Annotated in this window: 17 protein-coding genes; 4 read left to right on the top strand and 13 right to left on the bottom strand. The window is 43.9% G+C overall.

Annotation, left to right across the window (positions count from 1 at the left end; translation table 11 throughout):
- Positions 1–6: 6 nt before the first annotated feature.
- Together LHL20_RS16825 and lhgO are read right to left on the bottom strand one after the other, a co-directional pair.
- Positions 7–969, bottom strand: a complete 963-nt coding sequence (locus LHL20_RS16825) for a glutathione S-transferase family protein (protein ID WP_226434124.1) — start codon at positions 967–969, stop codon at positions 7–9.
- Positions 970–1,097: 128 nt separating this feature from the next.
- Entirely contained in the window at positions 1,098–2,318 is a 1,221-nt protein-coding gene (gene lhgO / locus LHL20_RS16830; protein ID WP_226434125.1) for an L-2-hydroxyglutarate oxidase, read from the bottom strand.
- Between the two features lie 161 nt (positions 2,319–2,479).
- Here lhgO and tcdA point away from each other — a divergent pair, with 161 nt between their 5' ends.
- Both tcdA and LHL20_RS16840 read left to right on the top strand, forming a co-directional pair.
- Positions 2,480–3,256, top strand: a complete 777-nt coding sequence (tcdA, locus tag LHL20_RS16835) for a tRNA cyclic N6-threonylcarbamoyladenosine(37) synthase TcdA (protein ID WP_226434126.1) — start codon at positions 2,480–2,482, stop codon at positions 3,254–3,256.
- 103 nt (positions 3,257–3,359) lie between these two features.
- Positions 3,360–3,776, top strand: a complete 417-nt coding sequence (locus tag LHL20_RS16840) for a hypothetical protein (protein ID WP_159624312.1) — start codon at positions 3,360–3,362, stop codon at positions 3,774–3,776.
- A gap of 6 nt (positions 3,777–3,782) precedes the next feature.
- Here the strand turns inward: LHL20_RS16840 and LHL20_RS16845 are convergent, their stop codons facing one another.
- The 3 genes from LHL20_RS16845 to LHL20_RS16855 form a co-directional block, all read right to left on the bottom strand.
- Positions 3,783–4,274, bottom strand: a complete 492-nt coding sequence (locus tag LHL20_RS16845; protein WP_159624310.1) for a DUF2919 family protein — start codon at positions 4,272–4,274, stop codon at positions 3,783–3,785.
- A 67-nt stretch (positions 4,275–4,341) separates the two neighbouring features.
- Positions 4,342–5,028 carry a hypothetical protein gene (locus tag LHL20_RS16850; protein WP_226434127.1) on the bottom strand — a complete coding sequence of 229 codons (687 nt, stop codon included), beginning with the start codon at positions 5,026–5,028 and terminating at the stop codon, positions 4,342–4,344.
- A 10-nt stretch (positions 5,029–5,038) separates the two neighbouring features.
- Entirely contained in the window at positions 5,039–5,956 is a 918-nt protein-coding gene (locus LHL20_RS16855; protein ID WP_226434128.1) for a hypothetical protein, read from the bottom strand.
- A gap of 312 nt (positions 5,957–6,268) precedes the next feature.
- On the opposite strand from LHL20_RS16855, the gene rimO reads away from it, so the two are divergent.
- Positions 6,269–7,708, top strand: coding sequence for a 30S ribosomal protein S12 methylthiotransferase RimO (gene rimO, locus LHL20_RS16860; RefSeq protein WP_226434129.1), 1,440 nt, complete (start codon positions 6,269–6,271; stop codon positions 7,706–7,708).
- A 57-nt stretch (positions 7,709–7,765) separates the two neighbouring features.
- On the opposite strand, the gene LHL20_RS16865 is transcribed toward rimO, so the two are convergent.
- The 6 genes from LHL20_RS16865 to LHL20_RS16890 form a co-directional block, all read right to left on the bottom strand.
- On the bottom strand, positions 7,766–8,425 hold the full coding sequence (locus LHL20_RS16865; RefSeq protein ID WP_226434130.1) for an SDR family oxidoreductase: 660 nt from the start codon (positions 8,423–8,425) through the stop codon (positions 7,766–7,768).
- A gap of 75 nt (positions 8,426–8,500) precedes the next feature.
- Positions 8,501–9,250 carry a 3-deoxy-manno-octulosonate cytidylyltransferase gene (kdsB, locus tag LHL20_RS16870; protein ID WP_226434131.1) on the bottom strand — a complete coding sequence of 250 codons (750 nt, stop codon included), beginning with the start codon at positions 9,248–9,250 and terminating at the stop codon, positions 8,501–8,503.
- 8 nt (positions 9,251–9,258) lie between these two features.
- The gene (locus tag LHL20_RS16875; RefSeq protein ID WP_159624300.1) at positions 9,259–9,453 is read right to left on the bottom strand and encodes a Trm112 family protein; all 195 of its coding nucleotides are present in this window, start codon (positions 9,451–9,453) and stop codon (positions 9,259–9,261) included.
- 9 nt (positions 9,454–9,462) lie between these two features.
- On the bottom strand, positions 9,463–10,488 hold the full coding sequence (gene lpxK, locus LHL20_RS16880; protein ID WP_226434132.1) for a tetraacyldisaccharide 4'-kinase: 1,026 nt from the start codon (positions 10,486–10,488) through the stop codon (positions 9,463–9,465).
- Positions 10,485–12,233 carry a lipid A export permease/ATP-binding protein MsbA gene (gene msbA, locus LHL20_RS16885; RefSeq protein ID WP_226434133.1) on the bottom strand — a complete coding sequence of 583 codons (1,749 nt, stop codon included), beginning with the start codon at positions 12,231–12,233 and terminating at the stop codon, positions 10,485–10,487. The genes lpxK and msbA overlap by 4 nt, the downstream gene beginning before the upstream one ends.
- Before the next feature lie 295 nt (positions 12,234–12,528).
- Positions 12,529–15,165: a DNA internalization-related competence protein ComEC/Rec2 gene (locus tag LHL20_RS16890; RefSeq protein WP_226434134.1), complete on the bottom strand. Its 2,637-nt coding sequence runs from the start codon at positions 15,163–15,165 to the stop codon at positions 12,529–12,531.
- 93 nt (positions 15,166–15,258) lie between these two features.
- On the opposite strand from LHL20_RS16890, the gene LHL20_RS16895 reads away from it, so the two are divergent.
- Complete coding sequence (locus LHL20_RS16895; RefSeq protein WP_159624292.1) at positions 15,259–15,786, top strand: DUF2062 domain-containing protein; 528 nt, start codon at positions 15,259–15,261, stop codon at positions 15,784–15,786.
- Positions 15,787–15,879: 93 nt separating this feature from the next.
- Here the strand turns inward: LHL20_RS16895 and ligA are convergent, their stop codons facing one another.
- Complete coding sequence (gene ligA, locus LHL20_RS16900; protein ID WP_226434135.1) at positions 15,880–17,916, bottom strand: NAD-dependent DNA ligase LigA; 2,037 nt, start codon at positions 17,914–17,916, stop codon at positions 15,880–15,882.
- 228 nt (positions 17,917–18,144) lie between these two features.
- Positions 18,145–19,509: a cell division protein ZipA gene (zipA, locus tag LHL20_RS16905; RefSeq protein ID WP_226434136.1), complete on the bottom strand. Its 1,365-nt coding sequence runs from the start codon at positions 19,507–19,509 to the stop codon at positions 18,145–18,147.
- Positions 19,510–19,521: the final 12 nt, after the last annotated feature.

Raw genomic sequence — 19,521 nt, forward strand, 5'->3', positions numbered from 1 at the left:
TTCCCCTTAGTACTGTTTGTCTCTGCCGTGAGGAGACATCAAGTCCTGTTGCGGCCCAACAGGCACAACCTGCGTAGGGTTTATCATTGTGTGACTGTAATAGTAATGGCGTTTGATGTGATCAAAGTTGACCGTTTGTGCAATACCTGGGTGTTGATACAACTCTTTCATGTAACCGAATAAATTTGGATAGTCTGCAATTTGCTTTATATTGCACTTAAAATGGCCATGGTAAACAGGGTCAAATCTGATAAGTGTAGTGAATAGCCGCCAGTCAGCTTCGGTTAGTGTACTTCCTACAAGGTAACGCTGCTTACCCAATCGTTCTTCTATTGTATCTAACGCGTTAAAAAGCGCTTCTACTGCTTCTTCATACGCGTCCTGCGTGGTAGCAAAACCTGATTTGTACACCCCATTGTTGATGTTGTGGTAAACCATGTCATTAATCGCGTCAATTTCTTCACGTAATGCCTCTGGATAATAGTCATCGTCATTTCGCGTTAGTTCATTGAAGCTTGTGTTGAAAATGCGAATAATTTCAGCTGACTCGTTATTAACAATCGACTGCGTTTTTTTATCCCACAAAATTGGCACAGTAACCCGTGAGGTAATGTCAGGCTTTACTTTGGTGTACAACTGATGCGCGTAATCGAACCCATAAAGTTTATCGCCCGTCGCGCCTGGGTATTCATCAAATTCCCAGCCCTTGTCCAGCATGTCAGGAGACACCACAGACACGTCGATATGTGACTCTAACCCTTTTAATTTTCTAAAAATTAGCGCGCGATGGGCCCATGGACACGCCAATGAAACGTAGAGGTGATATCGCCCAGACTCTACAGGGAACTCAGCACCTTGCTCTGTTGAAATAGTTGAGCGAAATTGTGAAGCTTGCCGTTCAAACTTTCCGCCGTTTTTACTGGTGTCGTACCATTTATCTTGCCATTTTCCGTCTACTAGTAAGCCCATGTCCGCTATTCCTCTCACCTTTCACTAAAATTTACTCGGTTAATTAAAGCATGTAGTAACTAGAACGTATGTTGCTTTTAAACGGATTTACCATTCTATAAAATCTATAAAACTAGCAGCGCCTTAGGCTAAAGTTGTTCAACGATTGCGCGAGCTATCGGCATAGCACTGGTAGCCGCTGGCGAGGGAGCATTGCCCACGTGTAATACACGATCGGTCTGTACGAATTTAAAGTCATGCAATAACTTGCCATCGTCCGTTACTGCTTGCGCACGAATACCCGGCCGATAAAAGCTAAAGTGTTCGTGTGATACATCTGGACAATACTGCTTAACTAGTTTTGCATAACGCTTTTTACTAACAGAGGTTTGAATCTCATCAACGACACTTTTGCGATACTGCCAAAGTAGCTTATGCAAACCGCGATAAGATAGCGTGCGGTACATTTCAGAAAACGAGGGAAAGCTTGTATACGCCTCCCTTCCTAATGCTAATACAGCATTAGGACCAACCGTGGTATATCCCCCTATCATTTTCGTTAAGTGAACGCCAAGAAATGGCATTTCAGGATTTGGTACGGGGTAAATCAGGCGCTCGCTTATATTATTGAACTGTTCACTTAGGCGATAGTAAACACCTTTAAAAGGCATAATCTTGAAATCAGGCGTTAAACCCTGAGCACGAATTAGCGTATCAGCGTACGCACCCGCACAACACACCAGCTGATCACAACTGACATCGTATCGCGTAACGCGCTCAGAATTCTTGTCAGCACACTGGGCAAGGCCGATTTGCACGTTGTTGGGTGTTTCGTTGATATGAGCAACACGTGTAGAATAGTGAACATCCACATTGTTGGTTTCTAATGCTGCGTTTATAAAGCTGCGGCATATTGCCGTGTAATCGGTTATTCCTGTTAGCTTGACCCAAATGGCTTCTTTACCAACGATGTTTGGCTCAAGGCGATGTAGTGTCGCTTGATTCACCCGCTCTGGTGAAAGCCCATTTTGAGTGCAATTGTGAAACAGTGTTTCCAATCGCTCAAGCTCACTCTCTTTGGTTGCCACAATGAGTTTTCCGCATTGTTCAAAGGGTAACTTGGCTTTTTCACACCACGCTATTGTGTCATGCAAGCCTGCTACACAATATTGGGCTTTTAACGAATTCGGGGGATAGTACACTCCAGCGTGGATCACGCCTGAGTTTCTACCAGTCTGATGTTGTGCACTGTGTGCTTCTTTCTCTATCATCAACACCGTTTTTGTTGGATTGACTTGCACAAAATGCTTAAGCGTGGCGGCCCCTACTATTCCCGCGCCCACTATCACCAAATCATAATGTTTTCGCATTAATGCCCCAATTTGTTAACTTTAAACACTATCCCTTACATCTAGCGTTGTAGACTACAACAGTAAAACTTGCATTATTAGCGATTTTTGCGATCATGCGCCGCAAACTCGCAGTTGTATCCTGCATAGAACCGATTTAGCTTAAGAGTATTGAATATCACATGTCAGATGATCCGCGTTTAGGGGGCATTGTACGCTTGTATGGTGCTAAACAAACCAATAACCTCGCCAATAGCCATGTTGTAATTGCTGGTATTGGTGGTGTGGGTAGCTGGACTGCTGAAGCGCTTGCTCGTTCTGGTATTGGCACATTAACGCTTATTGATTTAGATGACGTTTGCGTCACTAACACCAACCGACAAATACACGCGTTGTCAGATACCATCGGCGAAGCCAAAGTTGATGCCATCGCCAAGCGAATTGCACTCATTAACCCCAACTGCACTGTACATTGCGTTGAAGATTTTGTTACACCGGACAACGTAACAGAACTTTTTACTTCGAAACATAGCGCTGTGGTAGACGCAACTGACAGTATTCGCGCCAAAGCTGCAATGATCGCACACTGCAAGCGCAATAAAATTCCAATTGTTACTGTCGGTGGAGCGGGTGGTCAAATTGACCCTACCCAAGTCACAAAAGGCGACCTGGCGAAAACTACACAAGACCCGCTAGCAGCTAAATTGCGCAGTGAGTTAAGACGCAATTATAACTTCAGCAAAAACCCGAAGCGACGTTTCGGTGTTGAATGTATCTATTCTACTGAGCAATTGCGTTACCCTCAGCCAGACGGCTCTGTTTGTTACAATAAATCAGCTATGGAAGGCGGAACAAGGTTAGATTGTGCCGGTGGTTTTGGTGCCGTTGTTACCGTAACTGCCACCTTTGGTATGTTTGCAGCCGCCAGTGTTATCAACCGATTAACCGGACAAAAATAGACATCAGCCAATAAGTTGAGCACAATAAGATAACAAGCTGTATTGGCATACTTTTTTCGCAGTATTTCGATACACCCAACAACGGTGAAAAAGGAGAAGAACAATGTCACCTGAAGAGCTAAACAAACTGATGTCCGATTGCGCTAAAGATGCTGTAGTCGCTTCTTCAACGGAATTTGATATTACCTTAGACAATTCTCCTGACAGTGTGCGCTTAGTCGATGACATTTTACTGAGTTTTATTGATAAATATCACGACCAAGCACTTGAAGACGAAGCTGTATTCACCATTTGTAACATCTTTGGCGCGTATATCGGTGAAGTACTTAAAACACAAATTGGGGGGGAATGGGTGTACGACCAATCTAACCCTAACGCACCAACGGTGTTTCTGAAGGTAGGTGAAAACACTTATGCCTTTGCAGGCATTTGTTACGAACGTCTAGTCAACGATAGTCAAGTAAGCGTCTTTGCCTATTATGAACAAGCGCTCAATAACCATAAATCGTTACAACACTAACGCCAATTAAGACGACACATCGTCATCTTTGGGGTGAGGATTTGCCCAATCCTCTATCATCCATTTAAGGTGACGACTGCGTGTTATTGCATACAGTGAAATGCTGTAAATCAGTAGTTTCACTCCTGTCACATATTCAAATCCCCAATGATGATGCATTGCATAGAACAACTGAACGGCCAGCAGTGAGATGATGCCAAGCTGAGAAAGTGGGATAACCGACTTTCGCCATACAATAAGTTCTCTTTTCCACAAACGTTCACGCTGGCTAACCAGTAACAAACTCGCCAGTACGGGTAGGCTTGCTGCTAAGCCCAATCCCAAACTCTCTTTTTGAGGGTAAAAAAAGTGCAACAAAGCGTCGGTTTGACTTCGTGAGGCTAGTGAAAATATAAACGCAAGCCAGTCAATACAAAGCAAGATGAGCAAGCTGTATAACCAACTTGGGGGAAGTATTCGACCCGATTCATCGTAGTATTTAAGCGGCAGCTTTAACATGGCGTTCTAATGTTTTAATCGTATTAAGGTCTGTTAGTGTGGGGGCAATTACACCGTTTTAAAGGTATTAATTGCGAAGATGCTCCACAATAAAATCTACCGCTTGAGGTGATTTAAAAGAATTGTGGCGAGAATTGACAATAATGGTCTCTAACGCATCAGGAGTAAATGCACTGTCATAGTTAACAACACCATCATTGATAAGTGAACAAAGCGTTGGTGTGTCACATTCTATTTCAGAGCTTGACCCTATAACAGCATAGGCATCTCCTTGAACGCGTTTATTGTAAAGAACATCCATAAGTGGGTGTCCTGGCGCGAGTACATCTAAACTTTTAAAGCGCGTGTTTTCAATGTAGGGGCGCATACTGGGAGTGAAAATGTCGTTGCCAAGTGCGCTGACTATACCATCAAAAAGGTGGGTCAATGAAACAGGCAAGCTAACTAACTTGTTGCCAATATAACCTATCGTAGAGGTAGCCAACGCGGAACCTTTATGTGGAGTATCAAGAAAAAATACCGTGTTTCGTTCAAATAATGGCGAGAAGAAAAACAACTCATCAATATCTGCCGTGCTGTATCGTTCATAGTCTGATTTAGATACCGCAAAGGTTGCCTGCCAAAAATCACTTCCCGATTCGGTGGTCAGAAGCTTAGAGATTAGTCCTCCCATGCTATGCCCTATGTAAACCGCTTCCCTTTTTAACAGTGGACTATTCAAATTATCGAGCAATTCGTTTAATTCACGGCGCACTTTCATTGCATTATAAAAAGGTGGTTGGCCTGTAGGGTAAAGAAAGCACATGCCATAATTGATATCGCTCGTTCAACCACTCGTCGTTTAAAATAGCTACTGACAAATAGCGCCAAACAAGAGGGTCAGAATTCAAACCATGGATCATGATAAGGGGTATTTTGGTATCTGAAAGCGGTCCAATTGCGTATACACCTCGCCTTTCCTCGGCAAGGTCAGATCCAACAAAGCCTTTCCAACTCATCGCATCAATAGTGGAGTTATTAAGTAGTGCTACATAAGCAGCTGAAGGTGAGTAACGTGCAAGGTAAGCGTTGCGCCCCACCCTTATGGTGGTCCTTTCATTAATTGGCTGTTTGCTGATTTTTATGAGTACTTCTTCGCCATCAACTTTTATACCATCGAACATCAATGTGTAACTACGGAACTCCCCTTCCTGCGGATAATAGCTCTTTAAGGTATTGTCTGTTGAGTCTACTTGTTGATGAAGATCATTTTCACGTACTACTACCGCAATACCATAGTCACCCAACACTTTTGGCTGTAGTGAAGGTTCTCGCGCTTTTATTTTGAAGGCAAAGATAATGGGGACATTTAAGTCTAATCCAGTATGAAGGTGTGCACGATCTTCTAACCCTTCAAGCTTTAAAATAAGCAATCGCATCAATGCATTGCGATGTCTTCCCAAAGCAAATTGGCGTTGAGAAAGTGAAACATCGTCGCGCGCCAACAGCGCATGTGTACACACTATACTATTTACAAGTCGCTCTGTGCTTTGTGGAACCACACCTAAGCAGTAGTTATAAAGGTCATCCGTAGATTTGTGAGAAAAATCTGTGACAAACTGAGGAGACTGGTTCACTGATAACGTCAAGCTATTTGGGAGGGCATCAAAGTAACGACTGTTATTCCCACAGCCGGATAACATTACTACAGCGCTTAGTAAGCAACACTTAACAAAGCGTATTAAAAGGACTAAAGAGAAAAATTTCATTGACCTACAGTAATAGTTAAAATGACATCAGAGAGCAACAACATAAAAGTATGATGAAATTTCATCCAATTTACTAGCGAATACAGATAGACAGTGTGCGAAATCTTGTTTAAGAAATAGGTGGTGACCCTGTGACCCTCGCATTTCTATTCGATAAATACTTAAAGTAAACTACTGCGAAACATCTCGAGTTACTGTATAATCCGCGGCCATTTTATGCACAGTCATTTACGGGTGATATTTTAGATGACAGTTGAAACCTTTGATCCGAAGAAAGTAGCCAACAAAACGACTACCTTAGAAACGCCAGTGAAAGTGCTTAGCGAAAACCAAAATGCAAGCCCCAGTAATGGAAATAGAATTGGCTTTGTTAGCTTGGGCTGTCCCAAAAACCTTGTGGATTCTGAGCGTATTTTAACTCAACTGCGCACTGAAGGTTACGATGTAGTACCCACCTATAATGACGCAGACTTAGTTATTGTTAATACCTGTGGCTTTATTGATGCCGCCGTCGAAGAATCACTAGACACTATTGGTGAAGCACTCAAGGAAAATGGCAAAGTTATCGTCACCGGTTGCCTTGGGGTTAAAGAAGACGAAATTCGTGAACTTCACCCGAATGTACTTGCTATTACTGGGCCTCATGCCTATGAAACCGTTGTTGAACAAGTTCACGACCATCTTCCTAAGCCTAGCCACAATCCCTTTGAAGATCTTATTCCTGATCATGGCGTCAAGCTTACACCTAGACACTATGCCTACCTGAAAATATCAGAGGGCTGTAATCACCGTTGCACGTTCTGCATTATTCCATCGATGCGTGGTGATTTAGTCAGCCGCCCTGTAGGCAATGTATTAGATGAGGCGAAACGATTAAAAGACGCGGGCGTGAAAGAGTTGCTCGTCATTTCTCAAGATACCAGCGCCTATGGCGTCGACCTTAAACATAGAACAGGTTTTTGGAATGGCATGCCAGTCAAAACACACATGCAACAACTGTGTGAAAAGTTGGGCGAAATGGGAATTTGGGTGCGCCTACATTATGTTTACCCTTACCCACATGTAGATGACCTCATTCCATTAATGAATGAGGGGAAAATCCTACCTTATCTGGATATTCCATTCCAACATGCCAGTAAGCGTATATTGCGATTAATGAAACGTCCAGGTTCGTCAGAGCGCGTTCTTGAGCGTGTTAAGAAATGGCGTGAGCAGTGTCCATCACTTGTGATCCGTTCTACTTTTATTGTCGGTTTCCCGGGTGAAACTGAAGAAGAATTCGAAGAACTCCTCGACTTCTTGCGTGAAGCACAACTCGATCGCGTAGGTGCATTTGCCTACTCGCCAGTTGAAGGTGCAAAAGCCAATGAACTGCCAGATCCAGTTCCAGAAGATATTAAACAAGCGCGTTTAGCACGCTTCATGGAAGTACAAGGTGAAATTAGTGCAGCACGTTTGAAAGCCCGTATAGGAAATGAGTATCAGGTAGTAATCGACTCAGTTGATGCCGAAGGCGCTGTTGGACGCAGTTATGCAGATGCGCCAGAAGTCGATGGTGTGGTGCACTTAAATGGTGTTTATGATGTAAAACCGGGAGATCGTGTTTGGGCGGAAGTCATTCATGCAAACGAGCATGACGTATGGGCCGTATTATCTGAAGATCAAGACGACGAAGAACAACAATAGTAAACTGAAAGAGGCGCTAGAAAGCGCCTCTTTTTTATTTTTATTTGGACAAACCGTCTACCACGGTAAGACATCACCGTTGGAATGAATAAAGCGCCCAGCGTTTTCAATATTCAACTCGTCTATACGAGCCACTAAACGTTCAGCGCATGTATCGGCGTCAATGTCGCCCGCGCCATTGACCATTTCAGTTTGAACAAAGCCTGGGTGAAAAACACCTACCGAGATACCTTTGGGTCTTAAATCGTTCGCCATTGATACCCCTGCTGCGTTTAGTGCTGCTTTTGACATTCTATATCCGTAATAGCCCCCCGACCCATTATCTTCCATCGAGCCCATACGGCTTGAAATCAGTGCAACTTTACTCTGCTCGGCCAGTCTATGTAATAGAGTTTGTGTCACCAATAGCGGTCCAAGTGCATTCACACGGAACTGATAGTCTATAGTGTTGGGATCCCAGTCTTCGATATTCTCTCTGCCCAGCACGCCTGCATTATTGATGAGTAAATCAATATTAATGTCCATTAATGGCGCTAACTTTTCAGCGAGCGTATCAGGCTGTGATACATCAACCCCCTTCACAACAGTGACGCCGGCACTGTTGAGCTCATCACAGCTATTTCGACACGTAGCAAACACTTTTGCCCCACGCGCTTTGTACTGCTTGGTTAGTGCTAAACCAATTCCGCGATTGCCGCCAGTAATAACAACATTCATAACGATTCCCTTGTTACTCGTTTAAGCCGGTCTTTGCCCTTTTAAAAAATGGCCAAAAACCAACATTACGCTTTGTTAATTTATAGTGCTGAGAAGACGCTCTAGATCTTCAGGTGTATCAATTCCAATTGGAGGTGGCGCTATCGCAGTTTCACAATGAATTTTATCGCCATACCAAATAGCGCGTAGCTGCTCCAATGACTCTATTTGTTCCAATGCACTGGGTGCGTAGTCAACATATTGCTGCACATACTGAGCGCGATACGCATAAATGCCAATATGTCGTTGATATAACGCTGTATTTGCCGACGTTGGTTCAGCCATCATTCTGTCTCGCTCAAAAGGTATTGGCGAACGTGAAAAATAAATAGACTCACCAAGGCTGTTTACAATAACCTTAACAATATTAGGATTAAACACGTCTTGTGCGTCATTTATCGGCGTCGATAGCGTTGCCATTTGGCACTGAGATGCTCTCGCCAAATTATCAGCCACTTGTTTGATGTTTTGTGCGGGAATAAAAGGTTCATCTCCTTGCACATTAACGACGATACTCGCCGGTGCCACCTTTTCTTTTTGCAACACTTCGGCAATGCGCTCTGTACCTGATTGATGATCAGGTGATGTCATACACACACTTGCAAACTCGCTCACCGCATTCTGAATACGCGAATCATCAGTGGCGACAATAATCTTATCGGCACCCGCTTGTTCAGCCCTTTCCACCACATGCTGTATCATGGGTTTGCCATTAATCACGGCTAATGGCTTACCTGGGAAACGACTTGAGCCGAATCGTGCGGGAATGACAACAGTAAAAGACATAGTTGTACCTATCGAGTAGCGTCTACGTCATCTAAAGACAACGTGCTGGCTTTGCTTTCAATTAATACCGGAATACCATCTTTAATATCATAGGCTAAACGGTCAAATCGGCAGATCAATGTGTTGTTATTATCGTCTAGAACCAGCTTTCCCTTACATACAGGGCACGCAAGTACCTCTAGCAACTTTTTATCAAAAGCCATTATTATTCCTTATTGGTTATTGTCTAACGCTAAACCTGCGCGTAACAGTTTTGCGTCTACTAATTGGTAAAAGTCGGGAGACAATCGGGCTGTAACTGGCAAATACCAGCAATCATCATGAGCAAACGCCCTTGCTTTAACCGCATCTTTTTCAGTCATAAGCACTCTACCTGATGGTATGTCACTACTTGAAAAAGCAAAATGGTCGGCTAATGCACGTTCTTCGTTTAACGTAATCCCCATTGCTTTTAACTGATTGAAAAATCGCTTTGGGTCGCCTATTCCCGCCATCGCCTTGCAGGTTTGTGTATTTATTTCATTTCTGGTCGCTGTTTTATCACTATCTGCGACGTTCACAAAATCACTTGGTTCGAGTGACATTAAAAATTGTGGCGATACCGACTGGTCAAATGAAGGCAGAGAGCGGGCATTGTGCACAATGGCATCAACGTTAGCGAGACGCCACTGCCCTTCTCGTAGCGGGCCCATAGGCAGCAAATAACCACTACCTACAAGCCGTTCATCCATTACTACTAGCTCTACATCACGATGTAATGCGTAATGTTGCAGCCCGTCATCGCATATTATCAGGTCGCAGCCACATTCATTTTGTAACACTGCTGCACCGCGCGAACGAACGGGATCGATAACAACAATACAACCACTGCGGCCTGCTAGTAAACGAGGCTCGTCACCCACTTCATTAGCAGGGTCGTTATGTGTTACCACGCGAGGGTACTGCGGCGATTTAGCACCATAACCTCGACTTAAAATCCCTACTTTCAAACCGCGACTTTTGTAGTACTCAGCCAGTGCAAGTACTACCGGCGTTTTTCCGTTACCACCAACTGAAATGTTGCCTACCACAATGACAGGTACCGATGCCTTGAAGCGCTTTTTAATACCGCTTTTAAAAAGTAGTCGACGCACGCCAGACAAAAAGATAAACAGCAACGCCAATGGCGCTAGCAACCACACTAGCGCATGACCGTTGTACCATTTATCGTGAACGGTTTGTTCGCGCTTGTCTGTCACTTAGCCTCACCAAATTGTAACGCGTGTAACTGTGCGTAATGGCCACCTTTTTCAAGTAACTCGCCATGTTTGCCTTGTTCAATAATTCGCCCCTGTTCAACCACCATAATGCAATCAGCATTTTCAATAGTCGATAAGCGGTGCGCAACGACAATACTGGTACAACGCTTTTGTAGTGTCTCTAGGGCATCTTGAATAAGTCGCTCCGACTCCGTATCAAGGGCAGATGTGGCCTCATCCAGAATGAGTATTGGCGCCTGTGCCAAAATAGCGCGTGCAATGGCTATACGTTGGCGCTGACCACCCGATAACATAAGGCCGTTCTCGCCAATTACCGTATCTAGGCCGTCGGGAAGATTGGCTAAGAACTCTTCCACGTGTGCCATTTTAGCCGCCTCTTCGATTTGTTCTCTTGAAACATGTTGTTTGGCACCGTAGGCGATATTATTTGCGATGCTATCGTTAAACAAAGTGACATTTTGAGACACTACGGCAAACTGTGCTCTTAACGATTTAAGATCTATGCTGTTCAGCGCAGCGCCATCAAGTCGAATTTCCCCCTGCTGCGGCACATAAAAGCGCGTTAACAACGACGAAATTGTCGACTTGCCGCTACCAGAGCGCCCTACTAATGCGATCGATTGGCCCGGTTTGGCATTAAAGGTAACGTTGCTTAACGCTGGACTCTGTTTACCCGGGTATGAAAAGGTAACATCATCAAACTCAATATGACCTTTGGCACGCGTAAAGGTCTGTTGACCTTTATCCTCTTCATCGTGCTCATCAAGTATCTCAAAAATACTCGCGCATGCTGCCATACCTTTTTGGAACTGATTGTTGATAGTCGTCAATTGTTTTAGCGGTTTAAGTAGCATAACCATACAAAACACAACGTTTATGAACACACCCGCGGTCAGTTCTTCAAGCATACCTGGCGTACTTGCGATATAAAGCACTACAGCTAGCGCAATAGAGGCAATAACTTGGATAGAAGAAACACTTAAGATAGAGGTGACATTCAGCTTCATAGTCTGCTGGCGATTGTGATTATTCTTTTGTTTAAATCGCTCACGTTCAATCTCTTGGCCACCAAACATAATGACAACTTTATGTCCTCTCACCGCTTGCTCGACGGACGAAGTCAGGTTGCCCATAGATTGCTGAATGTTTTTGCTGACAACGCGAAATCGTTTGCTAACAAAGGAAACAATAATTGCGACAAGAGGTCCGATTAAAAGAAAGATCAATGACAGTTGCCACGAGTAATAAAACATAACACACAAAAGTCCGATCACTAATGCGCCTTCTCGCACTAAGGTCAATAGCGCCTTTCCAGAGGCGTTTGCCACTTGTTCGGTATCGTAAGTCACTTTACTAATTAATCCACCTACTGCGTGGTTGTCGTGAAACGCAACGGGCAAGTGAATGTATTTATCAAATAATTGCTGACGCATACGCATCACTACCTGCGCACCAATCCAGCTAAGGGTGTAACTTCCCATAAAATTGAAAAAGCCGCGCAGTAGAAATAACGGCACAATGGCATAGGCCGCAAGACGTAGGTATTCGTGGTCATTCTTACCTAACGATTCATCAATCATCGGTTGCAACTGTGCAAACACAAAAGTATCAACTGCTGAATAGCCGATCATGCCGATAATGGCACATAAGAAAGGCATCTTGTACGCTTTTAGATATTCTAAAAAGCGTTTAATTTGTAAGTCCGAATTGTCGGCTTGCTGCATGAATTTTTAACCTGTTTAATCTTGTGCACGACCACGTGGTGCGTGTGGCCCGCTGTCATTGTTAGTAACCATCTGTAATACAAAATGACAACAAGCAGTACACGGCTATTGTACTCGTAAAAACGCTAATTCACTAATATAGCAACAAAATTGCTTATAGTTTCACCATGGCATCGATATCTTTCGTCAATGAATACTAACGCGGTAATATTCCCTTGCTAATTACTATGTAAGCGCGTCTGGGTTATGTAGCTAGTTGAAAGAATAAATTGCCGATGTGAGTAAGTGGGGTCACTTAATCTGATTTTAAAGATAACAAAGAAAGGTGACTTGGATGATAAGCCGGTAAATACCATCGCTTTTGTCTGTGCGTTCTTTGGGTTTCTATGGCCCATCTACTGACACAATGGACGTTATCGCTCTTGCTTTGACAAAGCGCACTATCGTGGCTATCAAATTCAACGTTTATATACCCATGCGTACTGGTTAAGTACTGTGATACATCATTATCGCGGTAGCGCGTCACCACGTTTTCATCTGGGAATGCCCATCTATTTTCATAGCCTTGAGTAAAAATAACCACATTTGGTGAAACAGCTTTTATAAATACATCGGTAGAAGATGTGTTGCTACCGTGATGAGGAGCAACGAGTACATTGGCCTTAAGTAATGGCAAAGTCTGTGATGCTTTTTGCAAGGTCAAAAGCGCGTATTCTGATGCGCGCTCTATATCACCTGCTATTAACACATGGTTACGGTTATCACTGATACGCACCACACAGGACTGAGCATTAGAGTCTTCTTGATTCCCGGGTAGCGGCCATAAAAACCTTATTGTTAGCGATTGCCAATAAATAACTTTTCCGCGCTCACAACCCGTACGCGGTGAATAGTATATGGCATTTCTTGCGACAAGCGCTCGCTTAATAACTTGATGCCCTCCAGCATGGTCGTTGTCGCTGTGGGTATGCACTACATGATCGATTGCATTAATGTTGTATTGATCAAGTAATGGTAAAAGTACATTTTCAGCCGTTCTTGCGTTGCCATTGAAAGATGCACCTGAGTCTATCACTACCGCCCTTTTGCCCTTTGTTATTACTATTGCCGAGGCCTGTCCAGCATCAAGTACATGTAGCTGCCACATGGATGGGTGTGTGGGAAAAAAACGAGACAACAGCGAAAAAGCAAGTACAACAACGTAGACAGTTTTAAAACGAAAGTGTGGCGCTAAGACTATCGCTGTCAACAACACACAACACCATGCTTGTGGCGTCGAAAAGGTGACGTTAACAAATGCAAAATGTTGTGCTGATAGCCAACGTAATAGTTCAAGCAAGTAAGATAGACACTGGTCAGCATACAATAAAATCTGTTGGGCTGGATGAATAATACTGGGGTGAGTATATTGGGTAACCGCCACTGCAATAAGCGCTAAAAGACAAAGTGGTAGCAAGCATGTAATAACAGGCACAGCGACCAAGTTTGCCACTATGCTGATAATACTCGCACTTTCAAACCACAATACCGTAAACGGCACCATCACTATGGATAAAATAAATTGCAGTTGAAAAGCGGCAACATATCGCGGCTTTGCGGAAAGGTTAAACCGTACGACCACATACCAAATAACCAATACAGCAAAGATGCTTAAGTAAAAACTTGCGCTTAATATGCTCAAAGGGAAAAGTACAATCGACATTGCCACCATGACAAGTCCGACATGAACGGGCCGCACAGACCATTTGAACGTGGAAAATGCCGCAACAATACAGACCAATACGAACGCCCTGACAACAGGTAGTGACATCCCACTTAAGCACGTATACCCAAACGCGCACAATAGAACGATAAAAATAACAACGACTCGAATAGGCGCAACTACGTGGCTTACTTTGTTGGTCTTTTCTGTTGCAATGAGATGTGAAGTCAGATTTAACTCGCCAACATCAATGCTTCGACGCAGCAGGTTAGTAATGGTCGTGTGAAGCCATTTAAGCAAAAATACGGCAACATGACAGAGTAAAAATGTACTCGCGGCAATAACGCCTAAATGCATACCCGAAATACTAAATAAGTGCCCTGTTCCTGTGTGTTGAAGCATAGTCCAATCTTCAGGCAGTAACTCGTTTCTTATTCCTAGTAATAGTGCTAACCACCATTTGGTGTTCACAAGCTCTAGCGACACTAACGCGCTTGCAAGCGTTCGCCTAATTGAAGGAGATGAGATCACAACCTCAACACTACCCTTTTTTATATAGCCAGTGAAATGAATGTTCTGACTCGCGAGCATTTGTTGCTGGTTAAATCCCACTGGGTTTAACACCCCGTAGGCGGGTTTTAGTTTAACCCGAGCAGAAAATACATCGTTGTCTTGTAGGCACTTAACAGTGTCTATAGTATGCGCGTCGCCATCGTAAGTAATGAAAGATTGGGTTAAGCGAGCCCTTGGTGTTGTAAATTTCTTAACTGTATATGGAGCCTTACCACCAAAAATAAATTGAATTGGTGACTGACGCTCTATGCGTATTAATTCGACTGTGTAAGCGTGAGTTTTATGTTCAGCTGATAATGCATTCGCTTTGCCATTGGTATTTAGTATGCACCCACCGCTCAATACCCGCGCAAAAATTGTGACATCTTGTTGAATTTTACTTGTTGGCAGTTGCCAAGCGTAGTGTAAATGCCCTACACTCGCCAGCCATAGCACTCCTGCCAACACCCCGTGCGCTATTAAGTATGGCAACGCAAGCCGGTGTAGATATCCAGACAGGTAGTTGCAGCGTGTTTTACATATTAATATTGCACTAAGGATCACGATTATCGCCAGCAAAACGGCCATACTCGCTTGACTGGGCAATGACGGCCAAAACACTGCACTGATTGCGCTAGCGCAAAAACAAGTAAGCCAAATTGTGATACGATTACTCATGTTGTTACGTAGCAATAGGTAATTATGTGGGCAGAAACACAGGAATTGTGTTGAATGCCTTTTTGTTTTTATCGTCGATATGCATTGAGATTTATGCCTAAAAAATTTATTCGCCGCTTTTTGCCAGATCACCAAAGCATTAAGCAAAACAAAGCCTTAAAGATTTTCGGAAGCGTACTCCACGAACCCAATTTATGGCATCTCAATCGTCGTTCGGCAGCTGGCGCCTTTGGTATTGGACTATTTTTTGCCTTTTGGCCGGTACCTTTTCAAATGTGGCTGTCAGCAGGTATGGCAATTCCATTTCGCGTTAATTTACCCTTATCTGTTGCAACCGTGTGGGTAACAAACCCCTTTACTATTCCTCCAATATTCTATGGGGCCTACAAGGTCGGCACTACTGTACTTGGGACCAAACCTGAACATTTTGAATTCCAATTCAGTTGGCAGTGGGTGGTAGAAAGCATTAACACCATCGGCCCAGCATTTCTTGTCGGGTGTGGAATTTGCTCAGTATTTTTTGGTCTATTAGGCTATTTTTCACTTAACTGGGTGTGGCGATTCCAAGTAAGAAAGGCGTGGGAACGCAGAAGACAACTGCGTATGAAAACAGCCCAATAAATAAAAATATAAAAACGAAAATAAAAAAAGCGTACCATTAAAAATGATACGCTTTTTTTGATTAAACTGACTCGCTCTAAATAGCGAACCTAATTAACGCTCATGTTCTGAAAGAAAGGCCAATAACGCCGCTTCATCCCACACTTCAACGTCTAATTCTTGTGCTTTGGTCAGCTTAGAGCCTGCTTTTTCACCTGCCACTAAAAAATCGGTATTCTTACTTACCGAGCCTGCGACTTTCGCACCCAACAATTGCAAGCGCGCTTTTGCATCAGAGCGGCCCATTTCACTGAGTGTACCTGTGATAACACAGGTTTTGCCTACTAGTGGTAAATTGTCAGCATTCGGTTTTTCAATGGCTGGCCAATTCACACCTTCTCGAAGTAGTGCGTCTATCACATCCGTATTATGGCTTTCATTGAAGAAATTGAAAATATGAGCAGCAACGACCTCACCTACATCTTGCACATCGACTAATGCCTCTAATGAAGCTTCGCGAATGGCATCGAGTGTTTCAAAATGCGCGGCAAGATTAGCAGCGGTCGCCTCTCCCACTTCCCTAATACCTAAAGCATAGAGAAACTTGGCTAACGTTGTGGTTTTGGCTCTTTCTAGTGATGCCAACAACTTACTGGCTGACTTCTCAGCCATTCTTTCAAGGCCAATGAGTTCACCTAACGATAAGGTAAAGAAATCTGCCGGACTATGCACAAGGTCTGCATCAACCAGTTGATCGACCAGTTTGTCGCCCAAGCCATCAATGTCGAATGCTTTACGAGATGCGAAGTGCTTAAGCGCCTGTTTACGCTGAGCTGCACAAATAAGCCCGCCTGTGCAGCGCGCTACAGCTTCATCTTCTAATTTCTCTACAGTTGAGTCACAAACCGGACATTGAACCGGAAATACTATCTGGGTCTCATCGCCCGTGCGTTTTGCTTCAACCACTGATACAACTTGTGGGATCACATCACCCGCACGACGAATGACAACAGTATCGCCCACTTTCACACCTAGTCGGTTTATCTCATCTTGGTTGTGAAGGGTTGCGTTTGAGACAGTAACACCACCGACAAACACCGGTTCCAATCGAGCAACAGGGGTAATAGCACCAGTACGACCTACTTGAAACTCAACATCTAGTAACCGAGTAACCTCTTCCTGAGCAGGAAATTTTTGAGCTATCGCCCAGCGTGGTGCACGTGCGACAAAACCAAGTCGACGTTGTAGGTCAATGCGATTAACTTTAAATACAACGCCATCGATGTCATAAGGTAAGTTATCGCGAACGTCTAAAATGCGGTTGTAGTAAGACAGACATCCTTCACCGCCTTGCGCAATATCCATTTCTGGACACAGTGGCAATCCCCATCCACCGAGTTGTGCAAGACGTTCACTGTGGGTTTCAGGTAATTCGAAAGACTCTGGTTGTACTACACCAAGAGAATAGGCATAGAACATTAACGGTCTTTTGGCAGTAATTTTAGAGTCGAGTTGACGAAGACTTCCTGCAGCGGCATTCCTCGGGTTCGCAAATACTTTGCCGCCACTTTCTCGCTGATACGCATTAAGCTTTTCAAACCCTTCACGAGGCATGAAGACTTCACCACGCACCTCAACGCGTTGAGGGTAGCTATCGCCGCGAAGCGTAAGCGGTACGTTCATTATTGTTCTAACATTAGCCGTAATGTTCTCGCCAACCTGACCGTCACCACGCGTGGCTGCACGCACTAATTCTCCATCTTCATATAGAATACTTACCGCGAGACCGTCTAGTTTGGGTTCACAACCAAACGTGAGCGTAGATGTGTCTTTTAATCTATCTTTTACCCTTTTTTCAAACGCTAATAACGATGCTTCATCAAACGCATTGTCTAACGATAGCATCGGCACTTCATGCGACACTTGCTCGAATGCCGAAAGTGCCTCGCCGCCAACCTTCTGACTAGGTGAATTGGGGCTTTGAAGTTCTGGATACTGTTTTTCAAGCGCAATTAACGTTTGCATATCGCGGTCATAAACCGCATCAGGCACTGTTGGGTCATCCAGCACATAGTACTGATAGTTGTAGTCATTAATGGTTTTGCGCAGCGCAGCTACTTGCTGCTTAGCTTGTTCTAAATTATCAGACATGGAGTCTCTTTCACGCTAATTGGTTTTTAAAGATAAAATAAATAGTGAATACGTTGGTCACACAAGCGCTTCACTTTCTTTAGTTTACTGTGGTCGTTAGTAAACTAAAAAGGACCTGGCTAAGCCAAGTCCTCCGTTCGGTATCGTGCTACGTCCCTTTGATGATAAAAGGATAACGCGCGGCTAACAGCAAGGTTCGTTACTGTTTGAGCGTGTTTACCTATAGGTTTAACTACGCGCAATCATCCGCTTGCGTTCAAATTCACGTATTTTTTCAACGTACTGTTGAAGCCCTTGCTTGGTAAGTACACTGCGGCGCCCATCAAGTACTTGTGCATTAAACTCGTCTGCTAGTTTACGGGCAGCGTTATGCATCATGTTGAACACTTGGTGTGGATCACCCTCAATAGGCAAAATCATAAATAACGACACACCTTGAGTTTCAAAATTCTCCAAGTTGTCGATATCAAATACACCCGGCTTAAACATATTAGCTAAGCTAAACAAAACGGGGCCTTTACCATTTGAGTTTACATGTCGATGGAAGATATCTTGATCGCCAAATTTAAACCCAAGTGTTAAAAGCATTGGTAACAACGCTGCTCCGGCAATTGGCGCATCTTCTGGCGCACGCACATTCAACACTAACACCTCTGGTTCGATGTTAGCCTGAGGTGGTTTATTCGAATCTGTATCATCACTTGCACTAAATGCATCCTGACCACTTTCATCGAAATCGATGCGCATTTGATCGTCACCAAAATTAGGCTCTTCACGCTTACGCGATGCAGGCTTGGTGCGCTTTGTTCGAGAAAAACGCTTTTGATGGCTATCAGGTGTTTCTAACTCAACACGTTCTGGTTGCTGTGGTGCATCTAAGCTAAAGTCGGCAACTTCGCGTACTTGTGCATCGCTCTGTTCGTCAACGCTTGCCTGCGATGTTGGATCTACATAAAGTTTGGGCTCTTGACGCGAATCACCCTCTTCTGGGGCACCAGCACTACGAGATTCTTGTGTCTCTTCGTCAATACCTTCTTTTAGCAGGAACCCTGGCGGCTCTGGAAATTCTGCAACATTACTAGAAGAAGACCCCACATCGTTTACGTTTCGTGCGTTACCCGCCATATGTGGCTTAGGGTTAGATACGACAGAACCGTACAATTTAGGTTCAGGGCTTGGTTCAGGAGTGGGTTTCGCCTGCACATCGCTTTCATCCTCACTGTGCAATTGACTATCATCGCCGCCGCTGTTTTTTGAAACGGCTTGCCCTTCTGCCCCTTCTTTTATCGTTGCATTATCGCTGTCTTTCTCAACATTTTCGATATCACTTTCTACAAGCTCGTCGTTGTCATACGACACTTCACTTGCAGGTGTGCGATTTACAACACGTACCTCACCAAGGCCTAACTCATCAAATCCTTCGCTATTACCTTGTTCAGAAGACACGTCATCCTCTTGCCATTGCCTAGGCTCTAAACGCGTTTTTTCTTCTGGTTTGCTGTTTTTGCGAATTTTCCAAATACCGTGGGCGAGAACACCAATGATAAAAACGGTACCGCCAAGGAGTAAAAATAGACGTAATTCATCTTCCATTTAATTTCTTTC

This window comes from Alteromonas sp. McT4-15 (assembly GCF_020515205.1).
In the GTDB taxonomy this organism is placed as follows: Bacteria; Pseudomonadota; Gammaproteobacteria; order Enterobacterales; family Alteromonadaceae; genus Alteromonas.